This is a genomic window from Anaerosporobacter mobilis DSM 15930, assembly GCF_900142955.1.
GTDB lineage: Bacteria > Bacillota > Clostridia > Lachnospirales > Lachnospiraceae > Anaerosporobacter > Anaerosporobacter mobilis.
Window position 1 is genome coordinate 81,755 of record NZ_FRCP01000008.1, and the last position, 22,548, is coordinate 104,302.

The 22,548-nt window shown below is 35.9% G+C and carries 26 protein-coding genes and 1 pseudogene; 1 reads left to right on the forward strand and 26 read right to left on the reverse strand.

What is annotated here, in order from left to right; genetic code table 11:
* Positions 1–94: 94 nt before the first annotated feature.
* The 20 genes from BUB90_RS06940 to BUB90_RS07040 all read right to left on the reverse strand — a co-directional run bounded on the left by BUB90_RS06940 (position 95) and on the right by BUB90_RS07040 (position 16,611).
* A complete protein-coding gene (locus BUB90_RS06940; RefSeq protein ID WP_033705454.1) occupies positions 95–1,009 on the reverse strand; it encodes a conjugal transfer protein in 915 nt (304 codons plus the stop codon).
* A gap of 14 nt (positions 1,010–1,023) precedes the next feature.
* Positions 1,024–2,025, reverse strand: a complete 1,002-nt coding sequence (locus BUB90_RS06945) for a bifunctional lytic transglycosylase/C40 family peptidase (RefSeq protein ID WP_020224359.1) — start codon at positions 2,023–2,025, stop codon at positions 1,024–1,026.
* Positions 2,026–2,241: 216 nt separating this feature from the next.
* Positions 2,242–2,802 (reverse strand): hypothetical protein, encoded by a 561-nt coding sequence (locus BUB90_RS06950; RefSeq protein ID WP_442871519.1) that lies wholly within the window; start codon positions 2,800–2,802, stop codon positions 2,242–2,244.
* 39 nt (positions 2,803–2,841) lie between these two features.
* The gene (locus BUB90_RS06955; RefSeq protein ID WP_001234287.1) at positions 2,842–3,225 is read right to left on the reverse strand and encodes a YdcP family protein; all 384 of its coding nucleotides are present in this window, start codon (positions 3,223–3,225) and stop codon (positions 2,842–2,844) included.
* Between the two features lie 18 nt (positions 3,226–3,243).
* Positions 3,244–3,558: a YdcP family protein gene (locus BUB90_RS06960; RefSeq protein ID WP_000420680.1), complete on the reverse strand. Its 315-nt coding sequence runs from the start codon at positions 3,556–3,558 to the stop codon at positions 3,244–3,246.
* 332 nt (positions 3,559–3,890) lie between these two features.
* Positions 3,891–4,793 (reverse strand): Eco57I restriction-modification methylase domain-containing protein, encoded by a 903-nt coding sequence (locus tag BUB90_RS06965; protein ID WP_242875492.1) that lies wholly within the window; start codon positions 4,791–4,793, stop codon positions 3,891–3,893.
* A gap of 465 nt (positions 4,794–5,258) precedes the next feature.
* Positions 5,259–6,068: an ANT(9) family aminoglycoside nucleotidyltransferase Spw gene (locus tag BUB90_RS06970; RefSeq protein WP_002294509.1), complete on the reverse strand. Its 810-nt coding sequence runs from the start codon at positions 6,066–6,068 to the stop codon at positions 5,259–5,261.
* A gap of 131 nt (positions 6,069–6,199) precedes the next feature.
* Positions 6,200–6,727 (reverse strand): phosphoribosyltransferase family protein, encoded by a 528-nt coding sequence (locus BUB90_RS06975; protein WP_002294507.1) that lies wholly within the window; start codon positions 6,725–6,727, stop codon positions 6,200–6,202.
* A 43-nt stretch (positions 6,728–6,770) separates the two neighbouring features.
* Positions 6,771–7,634, reverse strand: a complete 864-nt coding sequence (locus tag BUB90_RS06980; protein ID WP_002294505.1) for an aminoglycoside nucleotidyltransferase ANT(6)-Ia — start codon at positions 7,632–7,634, stop codon at positions 6,771–6,773.
* Positions 7,635–7,666: 32 nt separating this feature from the next.
* Entirely contained in the window at positions 7,667–8,401 is a 735-nt protein-coding gene (locus tag BUB90_RS06985; RefSeq protein WP_000662263.1) for a class I SAM-dependent methyltransferase, read from the reverse strand.
* Positions 8,382–9,251 carry a nucleotidyltransferase domain-containing protein gene (locus BUB90_RS06990; protein WP_000228166.1) on the reverse strand — a complete coding sequence of 290 codons (870 nt, stop codon included), beginning with the start codon at positions 9,249–9,251 and terminating at the stop codon, positions 8,382–8,384. The genes BUB90_RS06985 and BUB90_RS06990 overlap by 20 nt, the downstream gene beginning before the upstream one ends.
* A 102-nt stretch (positions 9,252–9,353) precedes the next feature.
* A complete protein-coding gene (locus tag BUB90_RS06995; protein ID WP_000567889.1) occupies positions 9,354–9,599 on the reverse strand; it encodes a single-stranded DNA-binding protein in 246 nt (81 codons plus the stop codon).
* Positions 9,600–9,671: 72 nt separating this feature from the next.
* Positions 9,672–9,866, reverse strand: a complete 195-nt coding sequence (locus tag BUB90_RS07000) for a hypothetical protein (protein ID WP_242952494.1) — start codon at positions 9,864–9,866, stop codon at positions 9,672–9,674.
* A 164-nt stretch (positions 9,867–10,030) separates the two neighbouring features.
* On the reverse strand, positions 10,031–11,128 hold the full coding sequence (locus tag BUB90_RS07010; RefSeq protein WP_073285189.1) for a restriction endonuclease subunit S: 1,098 nt from the start codon (positions 11,126–11,128) through the stop codon (positions 10,031–10,033).
* Entirely contained in the window at positions 11,129–11,350 is a 222-nt protein-coding gene (locus tag BUB90_RS07015) for a hypothetical protein (RefSeq protein ID WP_073285192.1), read from the reverse strand. It lies immediately after the preceding gene.
* Between the two features lie 15 nt (positions 11,351–11,365).
* Positions 11,366–11,956 carry an N-6 DNA methylase gene (locus BUB90_RS07020; RefSeq protein ID WP_084139138.1) on the reverse strand — a complete coding sequence of 197 codons (591 nt, stop codon included), beginning with the start codon at positions 11,954–11,956 and terminating at the stop codon, positions 11,366–11,368.
* A gap of 20 nt (positions 11,957–11,976) precedes the next feature.
* On the reverse strand, positions 11,977–12,618 hold the full coding sequence (locus BUB90_RS07025) for a hypothetical protein (RefSeq protein WP_073285195.1): 642 nt from the start codon (positions 12,616–12,618) through the stop codon (positions 11,977–11,979).
* A 624-nt stretch (positions 12,619–13,242) separates the two neighbouring features.
* Positions 13,243–14,046, reverse strand: coding sequence for a lincosamide nucleotidyltransferase Lnu(B) (gene lnu(B) / locus BUB90_RS07030; RefSeq protein WP_073285199.1), 804 nt, complete (start codon positions 14,044–14,046; stop codon positions 13,243–13,245).
* A 53-nt stretch (positions 14,047–14,099) separates the two neighbouring features.
* Positions 14,100–15,584: an ABC-F type ribosomal protection protein Lsa(E) gene (lsa(E), locus tag BUB90_RS07035; RefSeq protein WP_002294513.1), complete on the reverse strand. Its 1,485-nt coding sequence runs from the start codon at positions 15,582–15,584 to the stop codon at positions 14,100–14,102.
* A 442-nt stretch (positions 15,585–16,026) separates the two neighbouring features.
* Complete coding sequence (locus tag BUB90_RS07040) at positions 16,027–16,611, reverse strand: recombinase zinc beta ribbon domain-containing protein (protein WP_002294511.1); 585 nt, start codon at positions 16,609–16,611, stop codon at positions 16,027–16,029.
* Between the two features lie 70 nt (positions 16,612–16,681).
* Here BUB90_RS07040 and BUB90_RS07045 point away from each other — a divergent pair, with 70 nt between their 5' ends.
* Positions 16,682–17,131, forward strand: coding sequence for a hypothetical protein (locus tag BUB90_RS07045; protein WP_242952495.1), 450 nt, complete (start codon positions 16,682–16,684; stop codon positions 17,129–17,131).
* 50 nt (positions 17,132–17,181) lie between these two features.
* On the opposite strand, the pseudogene BUB90_RS07050 reads toward BUB90_RS07045, so the two are convergent.
* The 6 genes and pseudogenes from BUB90_RS07050 to msr(D) all read right to left on the reverse strand — a co-directional run.
* A pseudogene (locus tag BUB90_RS07050) lies at positions 17,182–17,400 on the reverse strand (hypothetical protein); the annotation flags it as partial.
* Positions 17,401–18,198: 798 nt separating this feature from the next.
* Positions 18,199–18,858 carry a type A chloramphenicol O-acetyltransferase gene (catA, locus tag BUB90_RS07055; RefSeq protein WP_073285202.1) on the reverse strand — a complete coding sequence of 220 codons (660 nt, stop codon included), beginning with the start codon at positions 18,856–18,858 and terminating at the stop codon, positions 18,199–18,201.
* 291 nt (positions 18,859–19,149) lie between these two features.
* Positions 19,150–19,668, reverse strand: a complete 519-nt coding sequence (locus BUB90_RS07060; RefSeq protein ID WP_073285207.1) for a GrpB family protein — start codon at positions 19,666–19,668, stop codon at positions 19,150–19,152.
* Between the two features lie 22 nt (positions 19,669–19,690).
* Complete coding sequence (locus tag BUB90_RS07065; protein ID WP_073285210.1) at positions 19,691–20,272, reverse strand: nitroreductase family protein; 582 nt, start codon at positions 20,270–20,272, stop codon at positions 19,691–19,693.
* A gap of 48 nt (positions 20,273–20,320) precedes the next feature.
* Positions 20,321–20,845: a DinB family protein gene (locus tag BUB90_RS07070; RefSeq protein WP_031577803.1), complete on the reverse strand. Its 525-nt coding sequence runs from the start codon at positions 20,843–20,845 to the stop codon at positions 20,321–20,323.
* Between the two features lie 131 nt (positions 20,846–20,976).
* Positions 20,977–22,440 carry an ABC-F type ribosomal protection protein Msr(D) gene (gene msr(D), locus BUB90_RS07075; protein WP_073285213.1) on the reverse strand — a complete coding sequence of 488 codons (1,464 nt, stop codon included), beginning with the start codon at positions 22,438–22,440 and terminating at the stop codon, positions 20,977–20,979.
* Positions 22,441–22,548 lie beyond the last annotated feature (108 nt).

Sequence of the window (22,548 nt, forward strand, 5' to 3'; positions counted from 1 at the left end):
TAGCACGTAAGAGCATATTTGTAAAGGAATCTCCAATTTTTTATCAAAGAGAGTACGTGATTACAAAATAGCTGTAATAATGTACCAATATTTGTTATTCTATAATCTTCCAATTACTCCCGTTCTTTTCAAGTACCAAATCAAATTGAGATACCTGCGTTGCTTTGGTCTGCTGGTCGATATACTCCACTGTCAGCGATACCGTGACTTGATTATCCTTACGATTGTGAATAGGATTTACCAGTTCTTGAAAGATGTACTCTTTTCCGATTGGTTTTAATATCCCGTCATTCACATAGTAGGAAAGTTCACTGGCTGTCGCTGTAGGATAGAGCTTGAAGAACGTCGTTAAAAACTCATTGATTTCATTGGTTGTAATGGAATCAACCGTACCCTCACTTTCAATAGCTTTTGGTTTATAGTCTGATTTCTTTGGTATGCTAGTAATGGTCGGATTCTTAATGAGGACCATATTTCCAGTACTGTCTACATAGACACTCACTATATAAGCAGAGTGGACGGTCTTTGTATTTTCCCCCTCTGTAATGAGTTGGTCTACACTGTAGGTTACATCAAATTGATTGTCGCCATCTGCTTCTACCGTCCATATCTGAAATCCTTTTACAGAAGACGATACAGGAATATCTTTACGAACTGTATCGACATTCAGAGCTTGAAGTTCCTCTGTCAGATATGCTTTCAGGTTTTCTATGCGATTATCAATGGACTTGTCGTTTAGTTCCCATGAATAGTAGACTTTCGCAAAGTTCTCTACAAAATTTTCCACATGATGAGTATCGACATATTCCTTTTCTATGATGGTGGTTTCATGAATGGTATGGGTATCAATGGCTGTAAAGTGCTTGAATATCGCAAAGCTGAAACTAAGTCCTAAAAGTACCCATAGGACAATCACAACCTTTTTACGAGGATTGACCTTATAGACACGAGGTTTCTTTTCCTTTGGTGTCTGTTTTTCTGTATTCTGATTTTTTCCGAATTTCATCATTGAATCGTCCTTTCTTATTGTTTGATTCGTCCTGCTCCCACTAAATGCTGTTGCCAGTAAGAGCTTGTTAAGTCGGCATAACCGATAGGGTCGCCTGCATGAAACATACGGTTATCGCCTAAATAAATCCCGATATGAGTAATATAAGAGCCAGCGTTATAGGTAGAATGAAAGAAAACCAAATCGCCGGCTTTTGCTTCCAATAATGGGATATGCCGGGTTACATCATATTGCTGTTGTGCTGTTCGTGGTAAGTTGATTCCAGCTTTTCCATACGTCCATTGTGTCAGTCCGCTACAATCAAAAGAGGTAGTCGGGGAAGCTCCGCCATAGACATACTTCCAGCCTTCAAATTTCAGAGCTTCGTCCATGATGGCTTGTACTGTATCATCATTAAACTCTGTTGTGACAAGATACTGCGTTACCAGTTGCACATAAAACATATTCCCGTAATTGTATCGCCAGCCCCCATTGATAGGTATGGCTATGGGATTGGGGTAAGACACTTTTTCGTCACCCGAATACTCTTTTGAGAAACTTTGAGCCAGTTCAAAGGTATATTTATTCCCACGATTAGCCACATATCCTAAGAAACCACCACCATAATTGTAGGACTGGATAACCGATTCTAAATCTACACCAAGCCTTTCGCTACTGGCTAATAACTCACTGAAATACTTCACACCTTGCTTAATGGATTCTTCTGTACTCAATGAATTAGGTGGAAGACCGAGGGATTCCGAGGACTGCATAACATCTTCTGCTGTACCACCCGATTCCACCTGTATAATCGCAAGAAGTATATTGACGTATTCTTCAATTCCATATTCTTTGGCAACTTTTTCTACCATAGGCTTATGAGCCAGCACTTCTGCGGAAACATCCACACCGCCATAGTGAATGTTGGAAAAACCGCCATCTTGTTCATCTGAAAATAAAATGGCGACAAACAGAAGCAGTGAGAAGACCATCAAGAATAATCCCGAACCACCAATCACTAAAGTTTTCAGCTTCATGGTTTCTTACTGCCTTTCTTAATGGTGGCGGTTTTGATTGGTGGTCTACTTTTTGTATTTTGTAGTGGTACTCTTTGAACAGTAGACTGACGTTCTTTTGTGATTGAACGTTGTGAAGCTCTATCTGTTGGTGCAGTTGAAGTTACTGGCTTTTGAACCGTTCTTTCTTGAACTGTATTACTTTGACGTTCCGTTTTTAAACTTGAAGAATCGGACTTAACTGTAGGAATCCTTTAACTCTTTATCCGTCAGCTCACAGTACAAGCCACTTTCTAATTTCTTTTCCAAGTGTAGGAGCTGGTCTTGATATTTCCCCAGAGTGATTTCCACTTGTATCTGTATTAAGCCATTTTTAAGGCGATAATAGATTTTAGGGAAGTAGGTTATCTTTTCTTTGGTACGACTGGGGGAATCCTTGAAGAAGCCATCTGTTTTGACCTGTTCTGATTCATACCACTTATTTTCAAGAACCATCTTCGCCAGCTTTTGACGGTGGTAGAGTTGTTTAATCGTATCATAGCGATACCGTTTGAATAGAAACGCCACCAGCAAGCAGACAAGAATTGCGACACTGAAACTGATACTTAAATACGGAATGTCAATCTTATCTGCTTGTGATAGGTTAAAGTCCTGCCAGTTGACCTGCTGGATTGTCTTCACATGAAACAGTCCGACAACAAGCAGTAAAATAGGCAGTAAGGACGCTACTGTAAAATGAAAGACTAAATCTTTGTCACTCGGACGAATCCTTTTACCACGAAAGACACGCTGTTTCATGTTTGATTTTCTCCTTTCTCTCTAATGGAAGATACGTGGCTATTTGTCCGTAGCAGGTTCTTTCTTAGGTGGCTGTTGATTTCTAAAGGAATTAGAATCCTTTGTCAGCACAATATCGTCTGCCTTGATGTACCAGTCAACATCTGCTCCTTGAAAGGTAGCAGTAGCGACAGTATCCGCAATGGGATTGATAAGTTCCACCCGTGCGTTATATTCAAACTCTTTCAAAGGCACGCTGGCAGGAATACTTACTTGAATCATGCGTCCTTGCCCTTTGGATTTTAAGTCATAGGTACGTTCTTTGATTTCCTCTGAAACCGTACCGTCTTCATTTTGGATTCTCACTTCACGACGTAGAGCAGAGAATTTTAATTCTCCAAAAGTCGTGTCTTTATCTAATACGATACCATTTGCTAATCTCATCATTTTTCCTCTCTTTCTTTATTCTTTTACCATGTCGTCAGCATGTAAAAGGTAATTTGTAAAACCACGAGTGCCGATTTTATAGCCCTCGGCGGTAATACGTGGATTGACTAACTTAACACGTTCCTCAAAGCCGAAATGTTTTTCGCCAGCTTCAGCAGGAAGTACGACCACAATATCATCTGCTCTTTGAACGTCTGAATAGAGATTATAGCTTCGAGATAAGACGGTTAGATGTCCGTTGATTCTTCGCTGTACGACTTTATCCTCGCCAGCAAATTCTAAATTGCCGAATGTTTTTTCCATCTTGGGAATCACAAATTTAAGTTCCATATTTTTACCTATCCTTTCTTTTTTATGGTTGAATGAATCTCGTTTGTTTGATGGTCTTTCACGGTGGGGAGCGACCTTTATTCTCTTGTTTTTCTATTTTCGTAGTATCACGTCCTTTCAAATCGGGTAAAAAAATAGACACCTCATTTTTGAAGTGTCCACCTTTTGCCTATTCAATTTTTATTGGAAGTATCTTTGTTTCTTCACTTTTCAAGGGTAAATCGTCGTATCAAAGCTCATTCATAAGTAGTAAATTAGTAGTAAATTGATTGGTTTCGACCTTGATAAAGTGTGATAAGTCCAGTGTTTATACGGATAACTAGATTTTCATACTATTTTTCATTATAAAAATAATTACAACTTTTGTCCTTAAGTGCTTCTATAACTTTCTGTCTCTGTACTTCCATTCCACCTTTAAATTCAGATAATTTAATGTATAATCCATTTTTGCATTCTTTTCCATTTTTTAAAACAAAGGAGCAAATAGGTACTGTCGCTTCCTCAAATGCAGAATACTCCATTTGAACAAGCGTTATAATTGATTTTTGCTCAATAATATACGTTCTTAATTGCTCATAAGTCTTGATAAACATCCACACAAATGGGGTCATAAATGCAGAATATCCATTCTTTGTACAGTAGTCAAAATTCCTATACATAAACACAGAAAACAGATCGCCACTATATGCTTTATATTTTTCAATAACAACTTTTTTCAGCTCCCCTTCTAACTTGTTCATGTATGGTGGATTTGTAGATACAACACAATATTTTCTCGCCATAATATCAGCTTGTTTTGCTACTTTTTGCATTGTAGGCATAACTTCACTATACCAGTTATTACTTTCCATAGTAATCTGACCTGATACGTTACAATTATCTATGTATTCCTTAAATTCAACATAATCATTTCCCTCAACAGAAATCAAACTTCCAACTTCTTTAGCATTTTTATATGTCTTGATTAAATATTCGCCTATTTTATTGAACTCGTTATCATTGGTAACCCCTTCACAATAGAACTGGCTTATCGCATTTGTTTCTATAATCGCAGTTACATTCGGCTGAATTTTTCTTGTTAAGAATCTTCTGTCATAACTTCTTGCTTTCATCATAACAGCAAAATATGCAAGCTGATATGCACGGTTATCAATATCTAAACCAAATAGATTATTTTCAATAATCGCTTGTGCCGCATCCCTATCCACATATCCACACTCTCTATATATTTCCATAAGTACGTCAAAAGCATATACCAGAATATGACCACTTCCCATACAAGGATCTATGTTCATGCAGATTTTGATACAAAAATAAAAAGCCCTCTCCTGGGCAGAACCCCGGAAAAGGCTTGAAATCAATGCGTTTAGAGAAGTCCTCAGACTTGTCAAACGCATTAGATTGCTAACGGATTGAGTTTTTCGATTGGCACGCTACTGAATAAATCTAACTTGAATACCCTTACATTCATTCAGTCAAAATAATTAAAAAGTATAGGTAAAATTAAAAGGTTCAGTGTAGATATGTTTCCTCTAACACCATGGCTCGAGTTGATGGCATTGATGTCTTAAGCTGATTTTTAACCCTTTCGTTCGCGGGAACGTATCAACGGTATTTTGATTATTTTTTAAGAAACTGATATATGGGGGAACATATCGAAGCAATCAATAATGCACATTAACAACTAGTCTTTGTTATATTTAAACTATTCGAAAAGGTAATTGGATATTAAGGGAAGACTCTATAGACTTTTTCATATGATTAACGAGTTCAGCCACCTCAGATTCCATTCCTTCCCACTTGTCAACACACTCTCCTAAATAAGCCTCTCTCGCTTTGTTGAGTAAAGTAGCATGCTCATCGGGTAATTGAGGTATCGCCCATTCAGCTGCCAGATCTTTTGAGCGAATTTCACCAGTAGATGCTGTCAGCCACATTCTGGCTAAAGTTAAAATCACATTGCGTTCGTCACCGTTAATGCTAGCTATCAACCCGGGCAACGATTCTTTAATTGCTTTTCGAATATCTGTCATTGGCACAGGCTCAATTACTTCTGTTGCCTTTGGTCCCAAAAGGTTAATACTATTTTTTCTTAGTTGTGCTAAAAGTATTGCTAAATCCGGATCATAAGTCGACTCAGGAATTTCTCCCTTTTCAAACTGCTCTCTTAGCCACTCGCCATACATAAATTCATATTTGGGGGGGAAATGCCAAGGGACAATATCCTTTTGATTTATGACCGTAACTTCAAGAGGCCTCATATCTTTTATGTTTCCTATTTTCCCAGATATAAGCATTAACCTATTTGTAAGATTCCTTCGAGTTTTTTCAGATAAACTTTGATTTGTTATTACCAAAATATCTACATCGCTATTCATACGTAAACCACCCATTACTGCCGAACCATACAAATACACCCCAATTAACATATTATCAAGTAGTTCCGCTATAGTTTTTAATGCTTGAATTGCTTCTTTCGGAATTTTTTTGTTACTTAAATCTATACTCAACTTCGATCTCCTTTCGTCTGAAAACTGTTTTTTAACGCCTCTTAAAATTTATAAAAAAAGAGTAAACATCTTTCGTTGTATTGTAAATTAACGCCATCCAAAATTTTGATTCAAGATTTTCTTTCGGTTTATTATATGTTTGAGCCAATATAAGCTACAAAACTGCTGTCTATCCATTTTTGAGTAACCTCATTTATATCAATCCCAATAGTAGCCAACCCAATAATGCTGCAATCCAATTTCTCTAACAAAGCTATTAAAGCCTTCATTTGAGAACCTGTCTCTATCCAATCATCTACAATCAAAACTCTTTTGTTCCTCACAATAGAACTCTTAGATATTTCAAAGCTTTTATCTTGACCTGAATAGTCGGTAAAATGTGTCGAAATAATCTCTTCTTTTGCGTATGGCAGCTTATCACCTTTTCTTACTCCAATAAACCCCACTCCAAGTTCTTTGGCTATGGCAGTGCCTAGTATCCATCCAATTGCTTCTGGGGCAGCCACATAATCTACTTTATTTTGAAAATCCAATGATAGTACTTTTACAATTTTATCAAAAACGGTTTTATGTGTAAAAATAGTTAGTAAATCATATTTTCCAATTGAGTTACGAGGTAATATACCTCTAATTTCATTTATAACATCAGTACTTTCCATACATTTACACCCCTTGCTTATGGTTAATAATCTTTGCTAATCTTTAAAAATAGTCATTTTCAACATATTTTTTATACATGTCCTCGGTATATCTTGTTATGTTCTTACCATACTCTGGATAATCAAACCCCAGTAGTTCTGCTACCTCTTTGGACACTTCCCTGAACAATTGGTGGCATATAAATAATGACTTCCAAATATTTTCATAGGAATCCATGCGATATGTAGATAATAATCTATTCCATAGATCTTCATCAATGTATTTGTTAATATACTTATAATTTTTCCCAACACTTAATGAAAATTCTGTCTTTATCCCAACCTTCCACGACATCATCCTAAGTAGTTCAAACCGTAGAATCTGGTTCAGATGATCGATTGCAAACAGTATCTCTTTGCGGCACAATCCTTTAATAACATAAGGTGTTACATTCCAAAATTCATTGCAGCAATCATCATACTCCCTTGCGCTTGGCTTTCTTACATGATAATCTATATCAGTCGGAACTATGTCCCTTTTAATTCTACAATCTTTATCAATTAGAACCTTTATTAATTTATCGCCCTTTAGGTAATTATCTAACTCTTCCAAGGGCAATAAGGTAAGATCAATTTTATTGTAATCATCAAATAGCATAAGATAGGAAAATCCCTTTTCTTCAGGTGGGAATAATTCCATATCCTCCGGCTTTTGCATCATTATTATATTCCCAAATTGATTAAGCCAGTCATCATTAGATATAAACGGTTCTATATCACTTACAAAATATGTAATATCATAATCCTGAAATTCATCTTTAGGTATATTAATATTTGCGCGTGACCCCTCAAGGGTCACAATTCGAATACGTTCATCCTGTTCTGCTAAAGAAAGTACTAAATCCATCATTTCTTTTTCTGATCTCATTTACATACTCCTCGTTTATTTTTTCTATATTATTACATCTTCTTTTTTGCCGATACAATCAGCATCATTGGGCGTCGCATTTCATCCGCCATCCCCGGAATATCCATCATGTTCTCTGGCGGCTGTGGCTCCACAATCTGATTTATTATAAAACTATTTGAAAGCAGTGTATTTAGATATGTGGTCAGTGTTCTATGATATTTTGTAACCTTTTCTTCCAAAAACATAGCTGTCCGTTTGCCCTCATAATAATAATTGTCCACCGGGAAATGCAGTATTTCTCCTTTTTCGTTATAATACCAGTCTTGTGTTCCATGAGCAGTAAAAACAGGATGTTCAACTGTAAAAACTAAATTGCCACCAGCCTTCAGCATCCTATATATCTTTTTTATTAAATTCTCATAGTCTGCTACATAATGAAACGCAAGCGAACTTAGTATTACATCAAAGCTCTCCTCTGGGAAATCCACATCTTCTATGGCACAGCATTCATATTCAATCTGTGGAAAATGGGTTTTTCCTTTTGCTACTTCGAGCATTTTATGAGAAATATCAACACCTACTACAGAGGAAGCACCGTTTTCCATCGCATATATACAGTGCCATCCATAGCCGCATCCTAAATCAAGCACACGCTTACCCTTAAAATCAGGTAGCATCTTTTTCAAAGTCTCCCATTCTCCCGCACCAGCCAGTCCTTTCTGCGAGCGACTCATTTGACTGTATTTTTGAAAAAATATATTATCATCATATTTGTTTTCTTTCATCTGAACTCTCCTCGTTTAAAAAGTTATTTATCTCCGATACAATTTCATTCACTTCATTATAAAGCTTCTCGGTCATGTCGTAGCATTCAAAAAGTGAGATACCGAGTACTTCAAAAATATGATTTACCTTCTCGGTATATTTTTCAGGTTTATGTTCAAAAGTTTCAAGCAGTTTTATAGCTTTCTTTTCGTTGATACAATAAGCATTATTACATGCAAATAACACTTGATTTAAACATGAAACTATACGAAAAACATGACCCGCAATATAATATTTATCGTCTGTTCCCGAATTTGCTTTTACAAACATTAAAGAGAACCCTGCTTCAAACATAAAAAAGTTAACTAAACTTTTCTGCAAAGCATTGGGATAAGTTTCTGCCTGTTTTTTTAATTCGCATAAGCTTTCATTCTTAGCATATAGTATTTTGCTAATCGCTAATTCTCCTCGATACATTGCACTAATATAACCATGGGGATGCCCAGTCTGATAATTGGCAGTAACAATTCCGTGCTCTGTATCTTTCATTATTTGTTCCACACGTTTAATATCACGTAAAATTAAATCCACATGATACCCGTTTATGACTAACCATCCGCCGCCATTAATCCAATCACCCCATGCTCCGGGAGGTACAACAAGGTTATTTCTATGCTCATCATCCAGCTTTGTAGCGAATTGATTAATAGTATTTATGTCAAATGATTCTGAATTGTAATAGATGCCGATATCTATATCCGAATCCTCTGTATGGGTGCCCCTTGCACGTGAACCACCTAAAACAATACCTTCTATATAAGACAGAGAGGATAATTTCTCTGCTACTGATTTAATAATATTATCTACCATCAAGCATGCTCCTTTTATCGATTCACTGCTGTAAAAATTCCAAGCCAAATCTTTTGCTTCTACTCAACATATTTATAATTTTTTTAATTTCACAAAAGATAGTTAAAACTTATCAATTGTCTTTTTATACCTCTGCTGATTAGATGAAGTCTTTTCAATAGCCTTTAAATTACCATTCATTTTGCTAACATGGTTTAAAAATAACGTTCCAAGCAGAAGTCGATCCTTTCTGGGTATCCTATTCCACACATATCCCTTGAATAAATCTTTAACAAGAAAAACTTCGCCATCATTTAGATTTTCAGTTTCTCTAATAGCTTCTTCCAATAGCTCATTTACATCAATCATGTTGTCCACTCCTTATTAATAATAATATCAACAACATTGTTGATATTATTATACGTATATTCACAGTCAAAGTCAATCCGTAAATAAGAAAAGCCACCAATCAAGGAAGTAAACGCCACTCTGTTTTAGGTAATCAATATTCTTGCAGTCCACGAGCTTTATCCGTGGAATCTTATAGGCAACCCCTGTCCAATTGGCAAGTGTACACTTTATGCGACCGTTAGGGGTACTGTCCATAAGAAAATAATTCATATTTTTACCAGCCATAGCACTTACCTCCTTCATAATCACTAATCCCATGTTGCATTAGTTAGCAAATTTAGCAGATTCACCTACTCCGAAATATTTCTCGAAAAAGTATTTTAACTCATCGATTACTGTCTGCTTTTCCTTTGTACGGTTACCACCAAAGCGGCTCACCGGAGGCATGATTATTTAACTGTAGCCTGTCCATTCATAAGCAATGGCAATAACCAATCTCTTAGATCAGTTAGCTTTAGATTTTCTCGTGTTTTCTCAGATAACATGTTGGAAATCGGATAAATAGAGCCGTTAAATAATTTTATTTCATTCTCATCTGGGACATAAATTGGTCGGTCTTTCAATAATTCTTTTTGTAGATGCTTAAGACCAGTTCCCTGAAAAAATTTTTTATTCAACTCACCTTTAATAGAATTCAATAATAGATACATATAGTCTGATAATCCATCCCTTGCGCTAATACACCAAGTATCAGTAGAATATGCAGCACCACCTACATAGAATTTTACATCAGCATTTCCACCTGTATTTAAGAAACAATTTCTACCTTCAACAAGTGCTTCTTTCCATTCAAGAATTGCTTCACCGCTTGTGAAAAACGGATAGTCCCCATTAATATCTTTAGCTTCTCCAACCTTTATACTAGATTTTCCATTTTCTATTAACAGGTCAGAAATTTTTCCATTTGTATTCTTTTTATAGAATAGGTGCATGTAAATATCATGTGCTTGCTGTTGAAGTGTGTCATTAATTCTATTGTTAATCCCAATCTTTTTATCAATAGAGACTAAGATGGATGCAACTTTATCTTGTTCATTTCGTTCACATACAGGTATTACTAGCTCCTTTAAGTCTGGAATATTTAAGTTGCTTACTATTGATCCAGTGACATCTACTTTTCTAATTTGTTTTTGTACGTATTGGGACATTAATGCATATAGTAAATAGTGTGGATTTACCTTTTCAGTCTTAACTTTTAGCAAAACTAGTCTTTGACCTAAGCAACATTTTAAACCTTTTGGCATGATTGCAACTGTCCCCATTGGTGCCTCACGCGAAATAATAATATCGTTTGCTTCTGGTTTTGCTCTTTTAGTTCTATTCAAATATGTCTCTTCATCAACATATGATGATTTGGAGAAGTCAAAATGTGCTCCATTTAAATTGTAGTTTCTAATTACTCTTATTCCACTATCTAACCACCTCGGAGTAGAATGTGGACAATCAATTATCTCATCACAAAGTGATTCTAATTTGAAAAAATCCATTTAAGCCTCCTCCCTTTTTAGTAAGTAATATATCTTTTTCCATTTTGCAGAAGGCTTTTTGCAAATTTTATCTTCAGATGCAAATGCACAAACATTATTTATATAGCTGGAGCCACAAATATCTGGATTTGTATGTCTACACCCATACGTTTGTTTTGCATTATCATCATCATTTAGTCTATCAGTTAAAGCGAAACATAATTCTTTAGGGAAATCGCTCATTATTGCACCTTCTTTCTATAGAAACTTAACTTTCTTAACCTGTTCAATGATTTCTTTCTGAACCTTCTCACCTTCAGAGAACAATGATTCAAGAGTAATAATATACTCATCTATTGTTTCATTAAATTCTTGATTAGTTATTTCTACATACTCTAATTTAACATCAAAAAATTGTCCTGCTGCTAGTGAATATTTCTTCTTTTTGATTTCATCGTAAGTTACAGCTATCGAAAAATCTTCAATAGTCTCTTTCTTTAAAAAAGTCTTAACTATTAATTCTATTTCTTCTTGTCTCAGCCTGCATTTCTTGTTTTTACCATCTTGATAATCTTCTCCCAAATTTGAAGCGTCAATTAACACAACCTTGTCGTTTCTCTTGGAATTATCAAAGAATAATACTGATACATTTGTACCAGTAGTCGCAAAAACATTCGAAGGCATACAAACACACCCATAAACAATTTTTTCATCGACTATATACTGAAGTATTTTTTTCTCAACGCCTGTTTTAGCTGTAATAAATCCTGTCGGAATTACAATTGCACCCTTGCCTGTTGATTTTAATGAATTAATAACGTGTTGAATAAACAATGTATAAATTGCCATAATCCTTAAATAGAACACCTTTAAACATTGCTATCTGTATCCGTAGAATCAATGAGAACTTTTGATTCTATGAACGGACGTGTTAACTCAAACTGAAATTTTACGAAATATAGAAATGCTTCGCTACATTCTTGCAAAACAGGATCTAATTCATTACGAACTGGATGACCAACATTAAACTCCAAAAATGAGGGTTCTTTTACAGATACCACAGAGTAAAATGCCTTCTCAGAATGATGGATGTAACCAGAAGCAGCCTTATACACAGAATCAAATCTCTTGTCAAATTTCGCTAGCTGCTTACGTAGGTAGGCATCTGTCATAAGATTCCCATCCTTAGCTTTCATTCTGTTAATTTGTTTCTCCCCGCTATACACACTTCGGATAATCTCAGTTTGATTTTCCGCTGCATAAAGTGCATATGTCCGTAAACAGTTGTCAATCTGTACTCGTAATAGTATCCCTGCACACGTCAAGTTTCGCTTCTCTATCATAATTGCAAACCCATCGATGAGCCTAATACATTTATCTAAAATACTAATCATGTAGAAATCATCTTCACATAGGGTTTGCCCAATTACCTCTGCAGTTAGTTTTACCGCCTGTTTGCGAACATTTTCTAAATGGTGTTTAATCTTGAAAATCCACTCTTGATAATTCACATTTTCACCATCCTTTAATCATTGAACTCAAGTCCAAAATAAGTAAATTTCAGCTAAAATATAATAAAAGATATAAAAATAACCGGTTGCTCCCGGCCTCGCACATTTGCACACCCTTTTTGCACATTGCATACCCCTATGCACAGTACCTTTGGGCTTTATTAAATTGTATCATTTTCTGAATGATTCTCTCTATGTTCATGCAGATTTTGATACAATAATAAAAAGCCCTCTCCTGGGATTAACCCCGGAAAAGGCTTCAAATCAGTGCGTTTACAGAATCCATCAGACTTTCTAAACACATTAGATTGCTAACATATTGAGTTTTTTCGATTGGCACGTTACTGAATAAATCTAACTTGAATACCCTTACATTCATTCAGTCAAAATAATTAAAAAGTATAGGGAAAATTAAAAGGTTCACAGTCGATATGTTTCCTCTAACACCATGGATTGAGAGGACAGAATGAATGTCATTTGTGTATGTCCGTTCTCGGAAACATATCCACGACACTTTTTGCACTATCGGTAGACGGGAACATATCCATAGGCTTCGCTGTTTTTTGAAAAACTGAGGTATGCTGTTAATTTTCAGTACCCAATACTGTGAATAACGTTACTCTCCTATTCACTAATGTAATTCAACAATCTTTCTAAAATGTCATGTGTAACTTTTAAGTTGTATTGTTCAATAAGGTGACTTTGCAAATCCATAACTAATAGCAAAGAATTTTTATAGGCTTCAAATAATTCTACCTTATCTAATCGAGCAGTGGTCTTTGCAAATTTTTTATAATTTTCAAGGCTAATTTCTTTTTCAAGGTTTTTACTCATGTTTAGCCAATTATCAGCATTTTTTTCTGCCATACGTATAAGTTGTAGTGTATTTTTTTGAAGTTGTGATAAGAGTTCTAATGAACGAGCATATTCTCCTCTTTTTAGAACGTTGATTCCCATCAACCATAGATTAGAGAAATTACACAACAAAAAATTAGCATTTTCTTCAGTAAGTCTATTTGGTCTTGCACCACTTATCTCTGATAAATAATTTTCTAATTGCCCTGTTTCATCGTAAATAAGCATAGCCTTCGTATCAGGAATATAACCTGAATCTTTAAACGAGGGGATTATGTTCATATCTATTTCAGAAAGGAAATGAAATTCCCCACGTATAAGATTATCAAAAATAACTACCTCTGTTCCGTACTCATTTTTATAAAGCATCAAGTACGGAGCTACGTCAAACAACCAGTTGGATGAATCAAAGTTCGAGGTTATACTATCTTTCAAAAATATATAGAACTCTATATCAGAGTATTGGTCACCTTCTCCTTTGGTAAACGATCCATACATCATACAAGCTGTAATTCGTTCATCTGACTCAGTAAGATTCTTAACGTTTGCAATTAATTCTTTTTGTTTTAACATTTCTTCACCCTTTCATGTAAATATCTTTTAGTTATTGTGGCAACTCAAAATCTCTACAAACCTAAATTAATATTTTTCGTACAAATGTTATTGCAAAAAGCATCATCATGCTCCACAAACAATAGTGTAGGACAATATTCCAAAATCATTTTTTCAATTTGGATACGTGAAAAAATATCAATATAGTTCAATGGCTCATCCCATATATACAAATGTGCACTTTCACAAAGGCTTTTAGCAATTAGTACTTTCTTTTTCTGACCAGCACTAAAATCCACCATGTTCTTATCAAACTGCTCTCTATTAAAATCCAGTTTACGAAGAATCGTTTTAAATAGAGTTTCATCGATCTTATTATTATAGGCAAATTCAGATAGATTACCTTTTAAATATGAAGTATCTTGCGAAATATAAGAAATTTTTAGTCCACTTGCTAGCATAAAATTTCCGGTAAATTTAATATCATCTCCATTAATCAATTTTAGGATACTAGACTTACCACTCCCATTTTTTCCGATAATGGCAACTCTATCACCAATATTGACTCTGAAATTAAGATTACTGCATACTTCTTTATCTCCATAAGACAATGATAAATCATTCGCTTCTATTAAGCACTCTTTGTGAAATTCAAGTGGTGAAATTTTTAAGTCATCATATTGTTCAATGTTGTGGAGCAGTTCTGATTTTTGTAAAACGGCTTCCTGATGTCTTGACTCAATATTTTTGGCACGTTTCATCGCTTTTGCAGCCTTATGTCCAACATAACCCTTATCCAGTTTTGAACCAGAATTTGTTGTTCCATATTTACTTTTTTCTACTTTATTTGACCAGTTTGAACTACGTTTTGCTGCATAAGACAACCTTCCTATTTCTTTAAGGAGTTTCTTGTTTTCTGCCAGTTCAAAATTATCTTGTAACGTTTTGTTCTCCCACCAAGAAGTAAAATTTCCCTTTTGGATTTCGATATTCGTTTTATTGATAGATAGTATATGGTCAACACATTGATCAAGTAAGCTTCTATCATGAGATACCAAAATAAACCCCTTCTTGCGTTTCAAATAGTTTTGCACTACATTACGTGCATCGATGTCAAGATGGTTTGTAGGTTCATCAATAAGCAGGAAACAACTCGCTGTAAGGAATAAAGCTGCAAGAAGGACCTTTGTTTGCTCACCATTTGACAATGTATTAAACGGACGATATAAAGCATCTTCTTGAACATCAAGCAATGATATTTCACGAAAAATCTCCCAATCCATACATTCCGTACAAATACTCTTCATTACTTCAATTGTATATAGACTCTTATCTTCCACATCATAAGGAAAATACTCAAACTTAACTGTAGAACTTATATTGCCGGAATACGCATATTTGCCAAGCAGTAAATTTAAGAAAGTAGTTTTACCGCGTCCGTTTCTTCCAATAAAACCGAGTTTCCAATCTGTATCTATCTGAAAACTTACATTTTCAAAAATATTGTCATAACTTCCTTCATATGAAAAAGTTAGATTTGAAACATTTATTAAGGACATATATTTCTTCCTCCTTTACATTATAAAAATTTTATAAGCAAAGTCGGTTTTCGGCATTAATTACTCTATAATGTTATCCAACTCTGCAAGGATTTTGTCATGAATGACATAGTATCATTGTCTATCACGTTTATCTTCCTTTCTTTTACAAATATTAAAAGCCGCAAGAAAGTAAATTCTTACGGCTCAAAAACAAATACTATTATTACCTTTTGTTATACATAACATAAGGTTACTGTAATGTATTATTGAGTGTAGAATACTTAACTTTCTTGCAATTTGCATAACAAAACAAACGGTTCTATAGCCGTTTCTTTAAATATCTTATTATGCATCATATAATTAGCAAGAAAAGTTATACATTCTTCCACCTCCAAGTCGTTTTATTATATCATATTATCTTTAAAAATCCAATATAATTCTTCTGTTCTCTTTCTAAAGATTACCCTTCTACATCAATCTCGACTCCTGATTTGAATTCAACGGCGAACTTATCATGAAATACCGTAACTTTTTCTATAAGCCTCCTTACTAACTGCTCATCATATTCCTCTAACTCACAGGATTGTTCATTAAAGAAATCAGTCATTTCAGCGATTCGTTGCCTTTTTCCTTCACGCTCTGCATTTTCAACAAGTGCATTTTGCTTCAATTCTCGAAGGTGGTAGATTTCATCAGCCACATCTTCATAGTCATTCTTGGATTTTGCTTGGATAAGAAGCTGTTGTTGTAATTCTTCCAATTTGCTATCAATATCATTGGTGGCATTATCATTTTCTTCATTAAGTATAGTAGCTATGTTTTTCTGCAACGCCTGGAGGAAGGGTTCTTTGTTAGCCAAAAGTTCGTTAATAGCCTTGACCACTGCTGTCTGCAATGTTTCCTCGTTTATGGTAGGGGCAGTACATTCAGATCCTTTTTCCTCCAAACGGCTGACGCATCTCCAAACAATAGACTTGTAACCTCGGTTATTCCAGTGTACCCGGCGGTAAATATCACCGCACTGGCGAGCAAACTGCAACTGCAACTATGCAGGCACTTAATCTTAAAAGAACTACTTTCTATAAACTGGTGAAGGAAGTGATTGTATGATGACGATGTGTCCACGATGTTTAGAGCTATACAGTGAAATTTGGTCGAAGCCTTGTTGTAAATGCGCCGATAAGACCATTCCTGTTGATATTGAACTCATCAATGTCGTTCAGATGCTGCTCACTAGAGGCTTCGATGTATCTTATGCCACTTGTTACCCAGATAAAGAACAAGGTGAGATCGAAGCTATGGAAATTGAGATTCACTTTAGGGAATTGTATCCGCAGGCTCTCTTTGATGGTCTCCCACCTGACTGGATTGTAATTGACGAATACCCAGTTCTTGGCGGTAAGGTTCTTGATGAACCTGTTGATATCCTTACATGTGCAATCGAATATCGATTTGAAGAGAGCATCCATATTCAAAAGGATATCGCTATAAGCAATCTGGAAACATGGCTCGAAGAGAAAGACCCGCAATCTTGTAGGGCTATCCTTACATTGGCCGGCTTCTGAAAAAGCAAGACCCTCTCAACAGTAATGATCTGCTGAAAGGGTACTTTACTTTAATCTATGACCTTGAAGTGCCTTAATGCGTCTTTAATAGCTTCTACTTTATATTCTGGTGCTGGTTTATATGGGCGTTTTAGTTCTTCAACTGCGTTTGGTGCGTCGTACATCGGCAGGCCTAAGTTTCTTTTGACCTCTGCAATGTTTGCAGTGTGAACTTTGAAGCCGTACTTTTCTTCGATATACTCCTGAATAAGCCTGTAGGTGATACGATCTGGCTGGATTTTTCGGTCGTCTGCGTACTCCATTTTTACACTGATAAAATCGTCTGCACTTTTGTGGGACAATAAAACACACGTCTCAACGTGGCCCGAGTTGCCCCAAATGATGTCTACCTCCGAAATTTTGATACCATACGTAAGTGGAAACAGGTCAACCGTTTTTTAGCGTTTTTGAGGTATGAGGGAACATATCAACGGTTTTAAGGTTTTAGGGAACATATCCACTAATTAAAATGATGATACATATTATGATCGAAATTAATCTGCTCAGGAGAAGGAACAAGATACCCATCCGCAACTCAAAGCATATCACCGGCAATTAGTGGGTAAGAATAATCCTACTGATTTTATCAAATGGGATTCCTACCTTTTTTATCGCTTTCTATATTTGAGTAAGTTGACCAGGATATCCTGAGTAAACTAGAACTGCAGTTTCATCAACCCAAACTAATGCAGGATAAATATCACCAAAATGAAAAATTAAATTCGTAATTGTCATAACAGCCCTCTCCAATTCCTGCAATTTGACCCCGGCCAGTAAATTCATATGCTTTGGTATAAAAATACAAAGAAAAAGGATTAGATTTCTCTAATCCTTTGAAATGATTTTTATAAGGAATATATTACTCCACTAAGCTCAGACTCCTTCCAATCGGTCTTCGCTGTCACTCGTCTTCTCGGGAAGTCCTTGCATAGGTGGAACATCTGCTTCTTCGGTCGCTTTGCTTCCTCACGAGCTTCACAACTTTTTCGATCTTTGTTTATAGCTCCCAAGCACAAGCAATTTTTATATTATTTTTCTCCTAACCATGTCTCATAATTTGACGCTAATTCCTGTGCCTCATTAAAAAATCTGCTTGTATGGTAACCGTCGCAAACCGCATGATGCACCTGTACAGACATAGGTAATAAAATTTTATTATCCTGCTGAAAATACTTACCCAAAGTAAAAATAGGGATTAGATATGTTGCATCATTGTATATATTCAGGTTGAATCCGGTAAAATTCACCCAAGGAATGCTGGACACATTAATTGTATTAGCAGGTTCACCTGTCTTAGGCATGAAATTCAAAACGTCGCTATAGTTTCTAATATCCTCAAGGTAATTATAGTAAAAACGTGGGAAGTTCTCGTCATACTCTGTCCAAATACTTGAAAAAGTTTCGTTATCCTTATGAAAGACAGTATAACTTGGGTTCATACTATCCCAGTATCCTAACTTACCTTTTTGATCAAAACAGGTGCGGAACTCCTTGTGACGGTTAACCACAGTTGTGATGATATAAATAAGCGTAGGGTACAGTTTCAGGCCCTTAAGTTTAATTTCACGCAGTAAACCAGTTATCTCTATATTTGCAGTCATACTGTAAGTGCACCTAACCGCATTTAAATAATGCTCAAAGTATGGCTTTCTATTCCAATCCTCAATATCTATCAAATTAAATTTCATAAATTAGCCTCCTAAAATTTTATTCTTTAATTTTAGAAGGCTAATTTAACTGCCATCATCATCTTGCAACCTCCTGCTATCCAAGCATCTATATTATAAGCAAGTCCATTATACCACATAGAATTATGTAAATCAAATAGGTTCATAGAATATAAAACAAATACACTTGCTACTACAAATATATCCTTTGTTAATTCGTGTTATTCTACCAATACGAATCAGCATGATATGTAATAGTTAGTTATACGGATTATCCTCAACTGCTTCTTGCAATCCTTTGAGAATAACCTCCTAACAGACAGTTTGCCACCATCGCAAAGCATCCTTTTCTAGTTGCTTTACAAATGCATCCTTACCAGCGCAGTAGCCTTCAATATCCTCCGGGAATCGATTAGCCAGCTCCATCTTTAATTCACCATACTCTAAAGCGATGTCAGGATGTGTACGCAGAAAATCCCTTACTGCTATATGCCTATTAATATCTTTGTGATTGCTTTGCTCAAAAATATGAATCTGGTGTGTTCTATTATCGCCACCCTTGCGGAAATATCTCCGTCCTTCAATACCAAACTCACCCATACACTCATATCCAATGGCTACAAATTCCTCATTATACTTATCAACTAAACTAATATTTGTCACTACGGGCATTATATCAATGATTGATTTAGCATGTAACCCTTTAACTGCTGTACTGCCAATATGGTAAATATCCACCAATACGTCCTTCAAAATACCACTTATCTTCTGTGATTCATTTTCATACTCTACTTCCCAAAAGGGGTCATACGGAACTACTCGTATAAACAATATTAAACCTCCAATCTCGTTCTCAACGAATAATATTTACGACATTTTTACGAGGGGCAGCCTGTTTCGGCTCCTCTGCAGCATAACCCATAACGACAGATCCGTAAACAATATGATTTACGGGAACATCAAGATCTGACAAAAGCTCACGGATTAAGGGCATGTGTGTGAGTCCTGGCAGCTGATTTAGCCAGCAGGAACCAATACCGAGTGAGTGTGCTGCCAGCATCATATTCCCGATGGCTAATGCTGAATCCGGCATAGAGTTTCCGTTGTCCTTTAAGTTAGAAACAATAATAAAGGTGGGGGCATGATACAGGAAATTTGAACTCTCGTCTTTCGCTTTTTCAACAAGGCTCACAACATAAGGATGCGTTTCTGCTACAACAGGTATAGATATAAGGGTTAGGCGAATAGCCTCATTCACTTTTGCAAGTACACTGGTTTTTTGAATGGCTGTAAACTTCCAGCTCTGTGTTCCCATCCCGTTAGGCGCATAGCTTCCCGCTGTTAGAATGGTATTTAAATCCTCCTCCGATAGCTGAGTCTCTCTAAAAGTTCGTATGCTTCTTCTTGTTAATATGTTTTCTATTATACTATTCATTGGTAGTCTCCTTCTTTAAAAAAATTATTCTCGTATTTATCGCTATCTCTATTTTTTACAAGCTGCATATAGAAATCGTCCATAACCTATTTCGGCTACATTTTTCATCAATTCTCCATTTAACCATAATGCAGTATCAGCAAAGCTTCTACCCTCAAGTGGCCATTTTGCATACTGCTGTGATTGATATTCTGCATCCGACATATTGATTAATTTTTCAACCCATTTATCATGAAGAGTTTTTATTTCTTCTTTTGCTTTTTCAACACTTCCAGGCCAAGTAATGTCTTCCTTTTTCAAGGTACCATCTCCAAAATTGTAATCTAACGTAGTGCGCCACCAATATATAATATGCCACATAATCCATGCAATACTGGACGGTCCAATCTCGTAACTTTCGATTTCAGGCCAATCTATACTCCATCCATCGTCTTGCCTTCGTATCTGCAGACCCATGGGACTGAATGTCCAAAGTGCCTCTGTCTCCTTTAGATTCTCTGTGTGATAAAGATAAAGTTGCCAGCACATGTCTATCTGAAATAGTATATTCTCTTTTATTTCGATATCTCTCATTGATTTTAATACTCCTTATTAAAATTATTTTAGTATACATTAATTCTTGCCAAAGAAAAAAAGTCTTTATACTTTTTAACAATGGAGCCGCCAGCCAGTATAGACTACATTGACCGGCGACTACCTTAAATTTAATGTTTCAGATTTATTTTCTTATCGCTAATTTCATAAACCACATCAGCCACATTATCGAGTAGCCGTTTGTCATGTGTGATAAACACTATAGTTCCAGCATACTCCTTCATTAATATTTCCAAAGCCTCTAAGCTTGGTATGTCAAGGAAGTTGCTCGGTTCATCCATTAGCAGGATGTTATATCTACCCATAAGCATTTTAGCCAGCAACAATTTAATAATTTCTCCGCCGCTTAAAGCAGATAAGCTTTTTCCAATATCGTTTTGTTTAAGCCCCATTGATGCTAGAACTGAACGAATTTCTGAAACATTGTAATCACAATCCTCCTGCATAAACTCTAGGACTTTCTGATTACCGTTGTACTTGTAACTATTTTGTGCAAAGTAACCTATTTTTGCCTTAGGTGAAATAGAAATTCCATCTTCATGGTTTAACATCATTTGGATTAAAGTTGTTTTTCCTGTTCCATTGCCACCAGTTAGCGCCACTTTTGCTCCTAGGGGAATATGAAAAGATGCTTTTTCAAACAGTATCTTATCCCCAAATATTTTAGTAATTTCCGTACCGACAATAGGATATGGATTGTAGAGTGCCAATGCATCACTTTGCCTGAAACGAATCCTGCGAATGTCTTCTGGAGCTTCTACATTTCCTAAGGCCGCAATCCTATGGTCTAGGGATTTAGCGGCATTATGCAACTTTTTTTCCTTACTTCCTATTGATTTTTGATGAGCTAAACGTCCTCCGCCTTCAGTGTTTTGTTTTTTTGAAGCACCTTTTGCCTTCTGTTCTATTTTACGAGCCTGTTTTCGCTTTTCCTCCGCAGCCCTTTCCAATCGGCCACGTTCCGCAACAAATTGTTCGTATTCTGCTGCCTGGCTCTTGCGTTCTTCCTCTTTCTGGCGAAGAAAATCAGAATAGTTTCCCCAATACTCAGTGATTTTTCCATCTTTCAGTTCCCATATTTTATCTACTACCTCATCAAGAAAATATCGGTCATGGCTAATAACTAACAGTGCACCTGTAAAATATTTTAGCTGTCCAATTAGAAAATCAATTCCTTCACGGTCTAAATGACTGGTAGGTTCATCGGCTAAAATACCATGTACTTGTGCTGATAAAGCCTGTGCTATTTTAAGTCTTGTTTCTTCACCACCGCTCATGGTCTGTATATCTAATTGCTCAACACCCAGCTTGCCTACAAGTGCAAAATCTTTTTCCTCCTGCAAACTTACTTCGTCCAACTGAGGGATATAAGCAAGTTCACCCAGACGATTCATTTTACATCCTGCTGGAGTTAATTCCCCTAAAAGCACCCTGAGTAAAGTGCTTTTCCCTGCACCATTTGCTCCTACTAAACCAATACGGTCATAATCATATACTTCTAATTCATCTATATCTAAAACATCTCGCCCTGTGAATTCCACACGAATGTCTTTAGCTTTTAATATCAATTCCATCTTATTTCCTCCTGTCTATAATCGCATGCTTTCATTTGCTTGTACGCAGGGAAAACCCTGCGATTTTAGCAGGAAGAATTACATGAAAATAAGATACATAAATATCCC

Excerpts from the sequence above, each read along its gene's own strand:
- BUB90_RS06995 (WP_000567889.1), bottom strand. The coding sequence starts at position 9,599 with ATGATTGATGTAAATGAGCTATTGGAAGAAGCTATTAGAGAAACTGAA.
- BUB90_RS06960 (WP_000420680.1), bottom strand. The coding sequence starts at position 3,558 with ATGGAACTTAAATTTGTGATTCCCAAGATGGAAAAAACATTCGGCAAT.
- BUB90_RS07015 (WP_073285192.1), bottom strand. The coding sequence starts at position 11,350 with ATGAGCGATTTCCCTAAAGAATTATGTTTCGCTTTAACTGATAGACTA.
- BUB90_RS06965 (WP_242875492.1), bottom strand. The coding sequence starts at position 4,793 with ATGGAAATATATAGAGAGTGTGGATATGTGGATAGGGATGCGGCACAA.
- BUB90_RS07000 (WP_242952494.1), bottom strand. The coding sequence starts at position 9,866 with ATGGCTGGTAAAAATATGAATTATTTTCTTATGGACAGTACCCCTAAC.
- BUB90_RS06955 (WP_001234287.1), bottom strand. The coding sequence starts at position 3,225 with ATGAGATTAGCAAATGGTATCGTATTAGATAAAGACACGACTTTTGGA.
- BUB90_RS06975 (WP_002294507.1), bottom strand. The coding sequence starts at position 6,727 with ATGGAAAGTACTGATGTTATAAATGAAATTAGAGGTATATTACCTCGT.
- BUB90_RS06945 (WP_020224359.1), bottom strand. The coding sequence starts at position 2,025 with ATGAAGCTGAAAACTTTAGTGATTGGTGGTTCGGGATTATTCTTGATG.
- catA (WP_073285202.1), bottom strand. The coding sequence starts at position 18,858 with ATGAAATTTAATTTGATAGATATTGAGGATTGGAATAGAAAGCCATAC.
- BUB90_RS07070 (WP_031577803.1), bottom strand. The coding sequence starts at position 20,845 with ATGAGAGATATCGAAATAAAAGAGAATATACTATTTCAGATAGACATG.
- BUB90_RS06980 (WP_002294505.1), bottom strand. The coding sequence starts at position 7,634 with ATGAGATCAGAAAAAGAAATGATGGATTTAGTACTTTCTTTAGCAGAA.
- BUB90_RS06950 (WP_442871519.1), bottom strand. The coding sequence starts at position 2,802 with ATGAAACAGCGTGTCTTTCGTGGTAAAAGGATTCGTCCGAGTGACAAA.
- BUB90_RS06985 (WP_000662263.1), bottom strand. The coding sequence starts at position 8,401 with ATGAAAGAAAACAAATATGATGATAATATATTTTTTCAAAAATACAGT.
- BUB90_RS07065 (WP_073285210.1), bottom strand. The coding sequence starts at position 20,272 with ATGAATAGTATAATAGAAAACATATTAACAAGAAGAAGCATACGAACT.
- BUB90_RS07020 (WP_084139138.1), bottom strand. The coding sequence starts at position 11,956 with ATGGCAATTTATACATTGTTTATTCAACACGTTATTAATTCATTAAAA.
- BUB90_RS06990 (WP_000228166.1), bottom strand. The coding sequence starts at position 9,251 with ATGGTAGATAATATTATTAAATCAGTAGCAGAGAAATTATCCTCTCTG.
- BUB90_RS06940 (WP_033705454.1), bottom strand. The coding sequence starts at position 1,009 with ATGATGAAATTCGGAAAAAATCAGAATACAGAAAAACAGACACCAAAG.
- BUB90_RS07010 (WP_073285189.1), bottom strand. The coding sequence starts at position 11,128 with ATGGATTTTTTCAAATTAGAATCACTTTGTGATGAGATAATTGATTGT.
- BUB90_RS07045 (WP_242952495.1), top strand. The coding sequence starts at position 16,682 with ATGTGTCCACGATGTTTAGAGCTATACAGTGAAATTTGGTCGAAGCCT.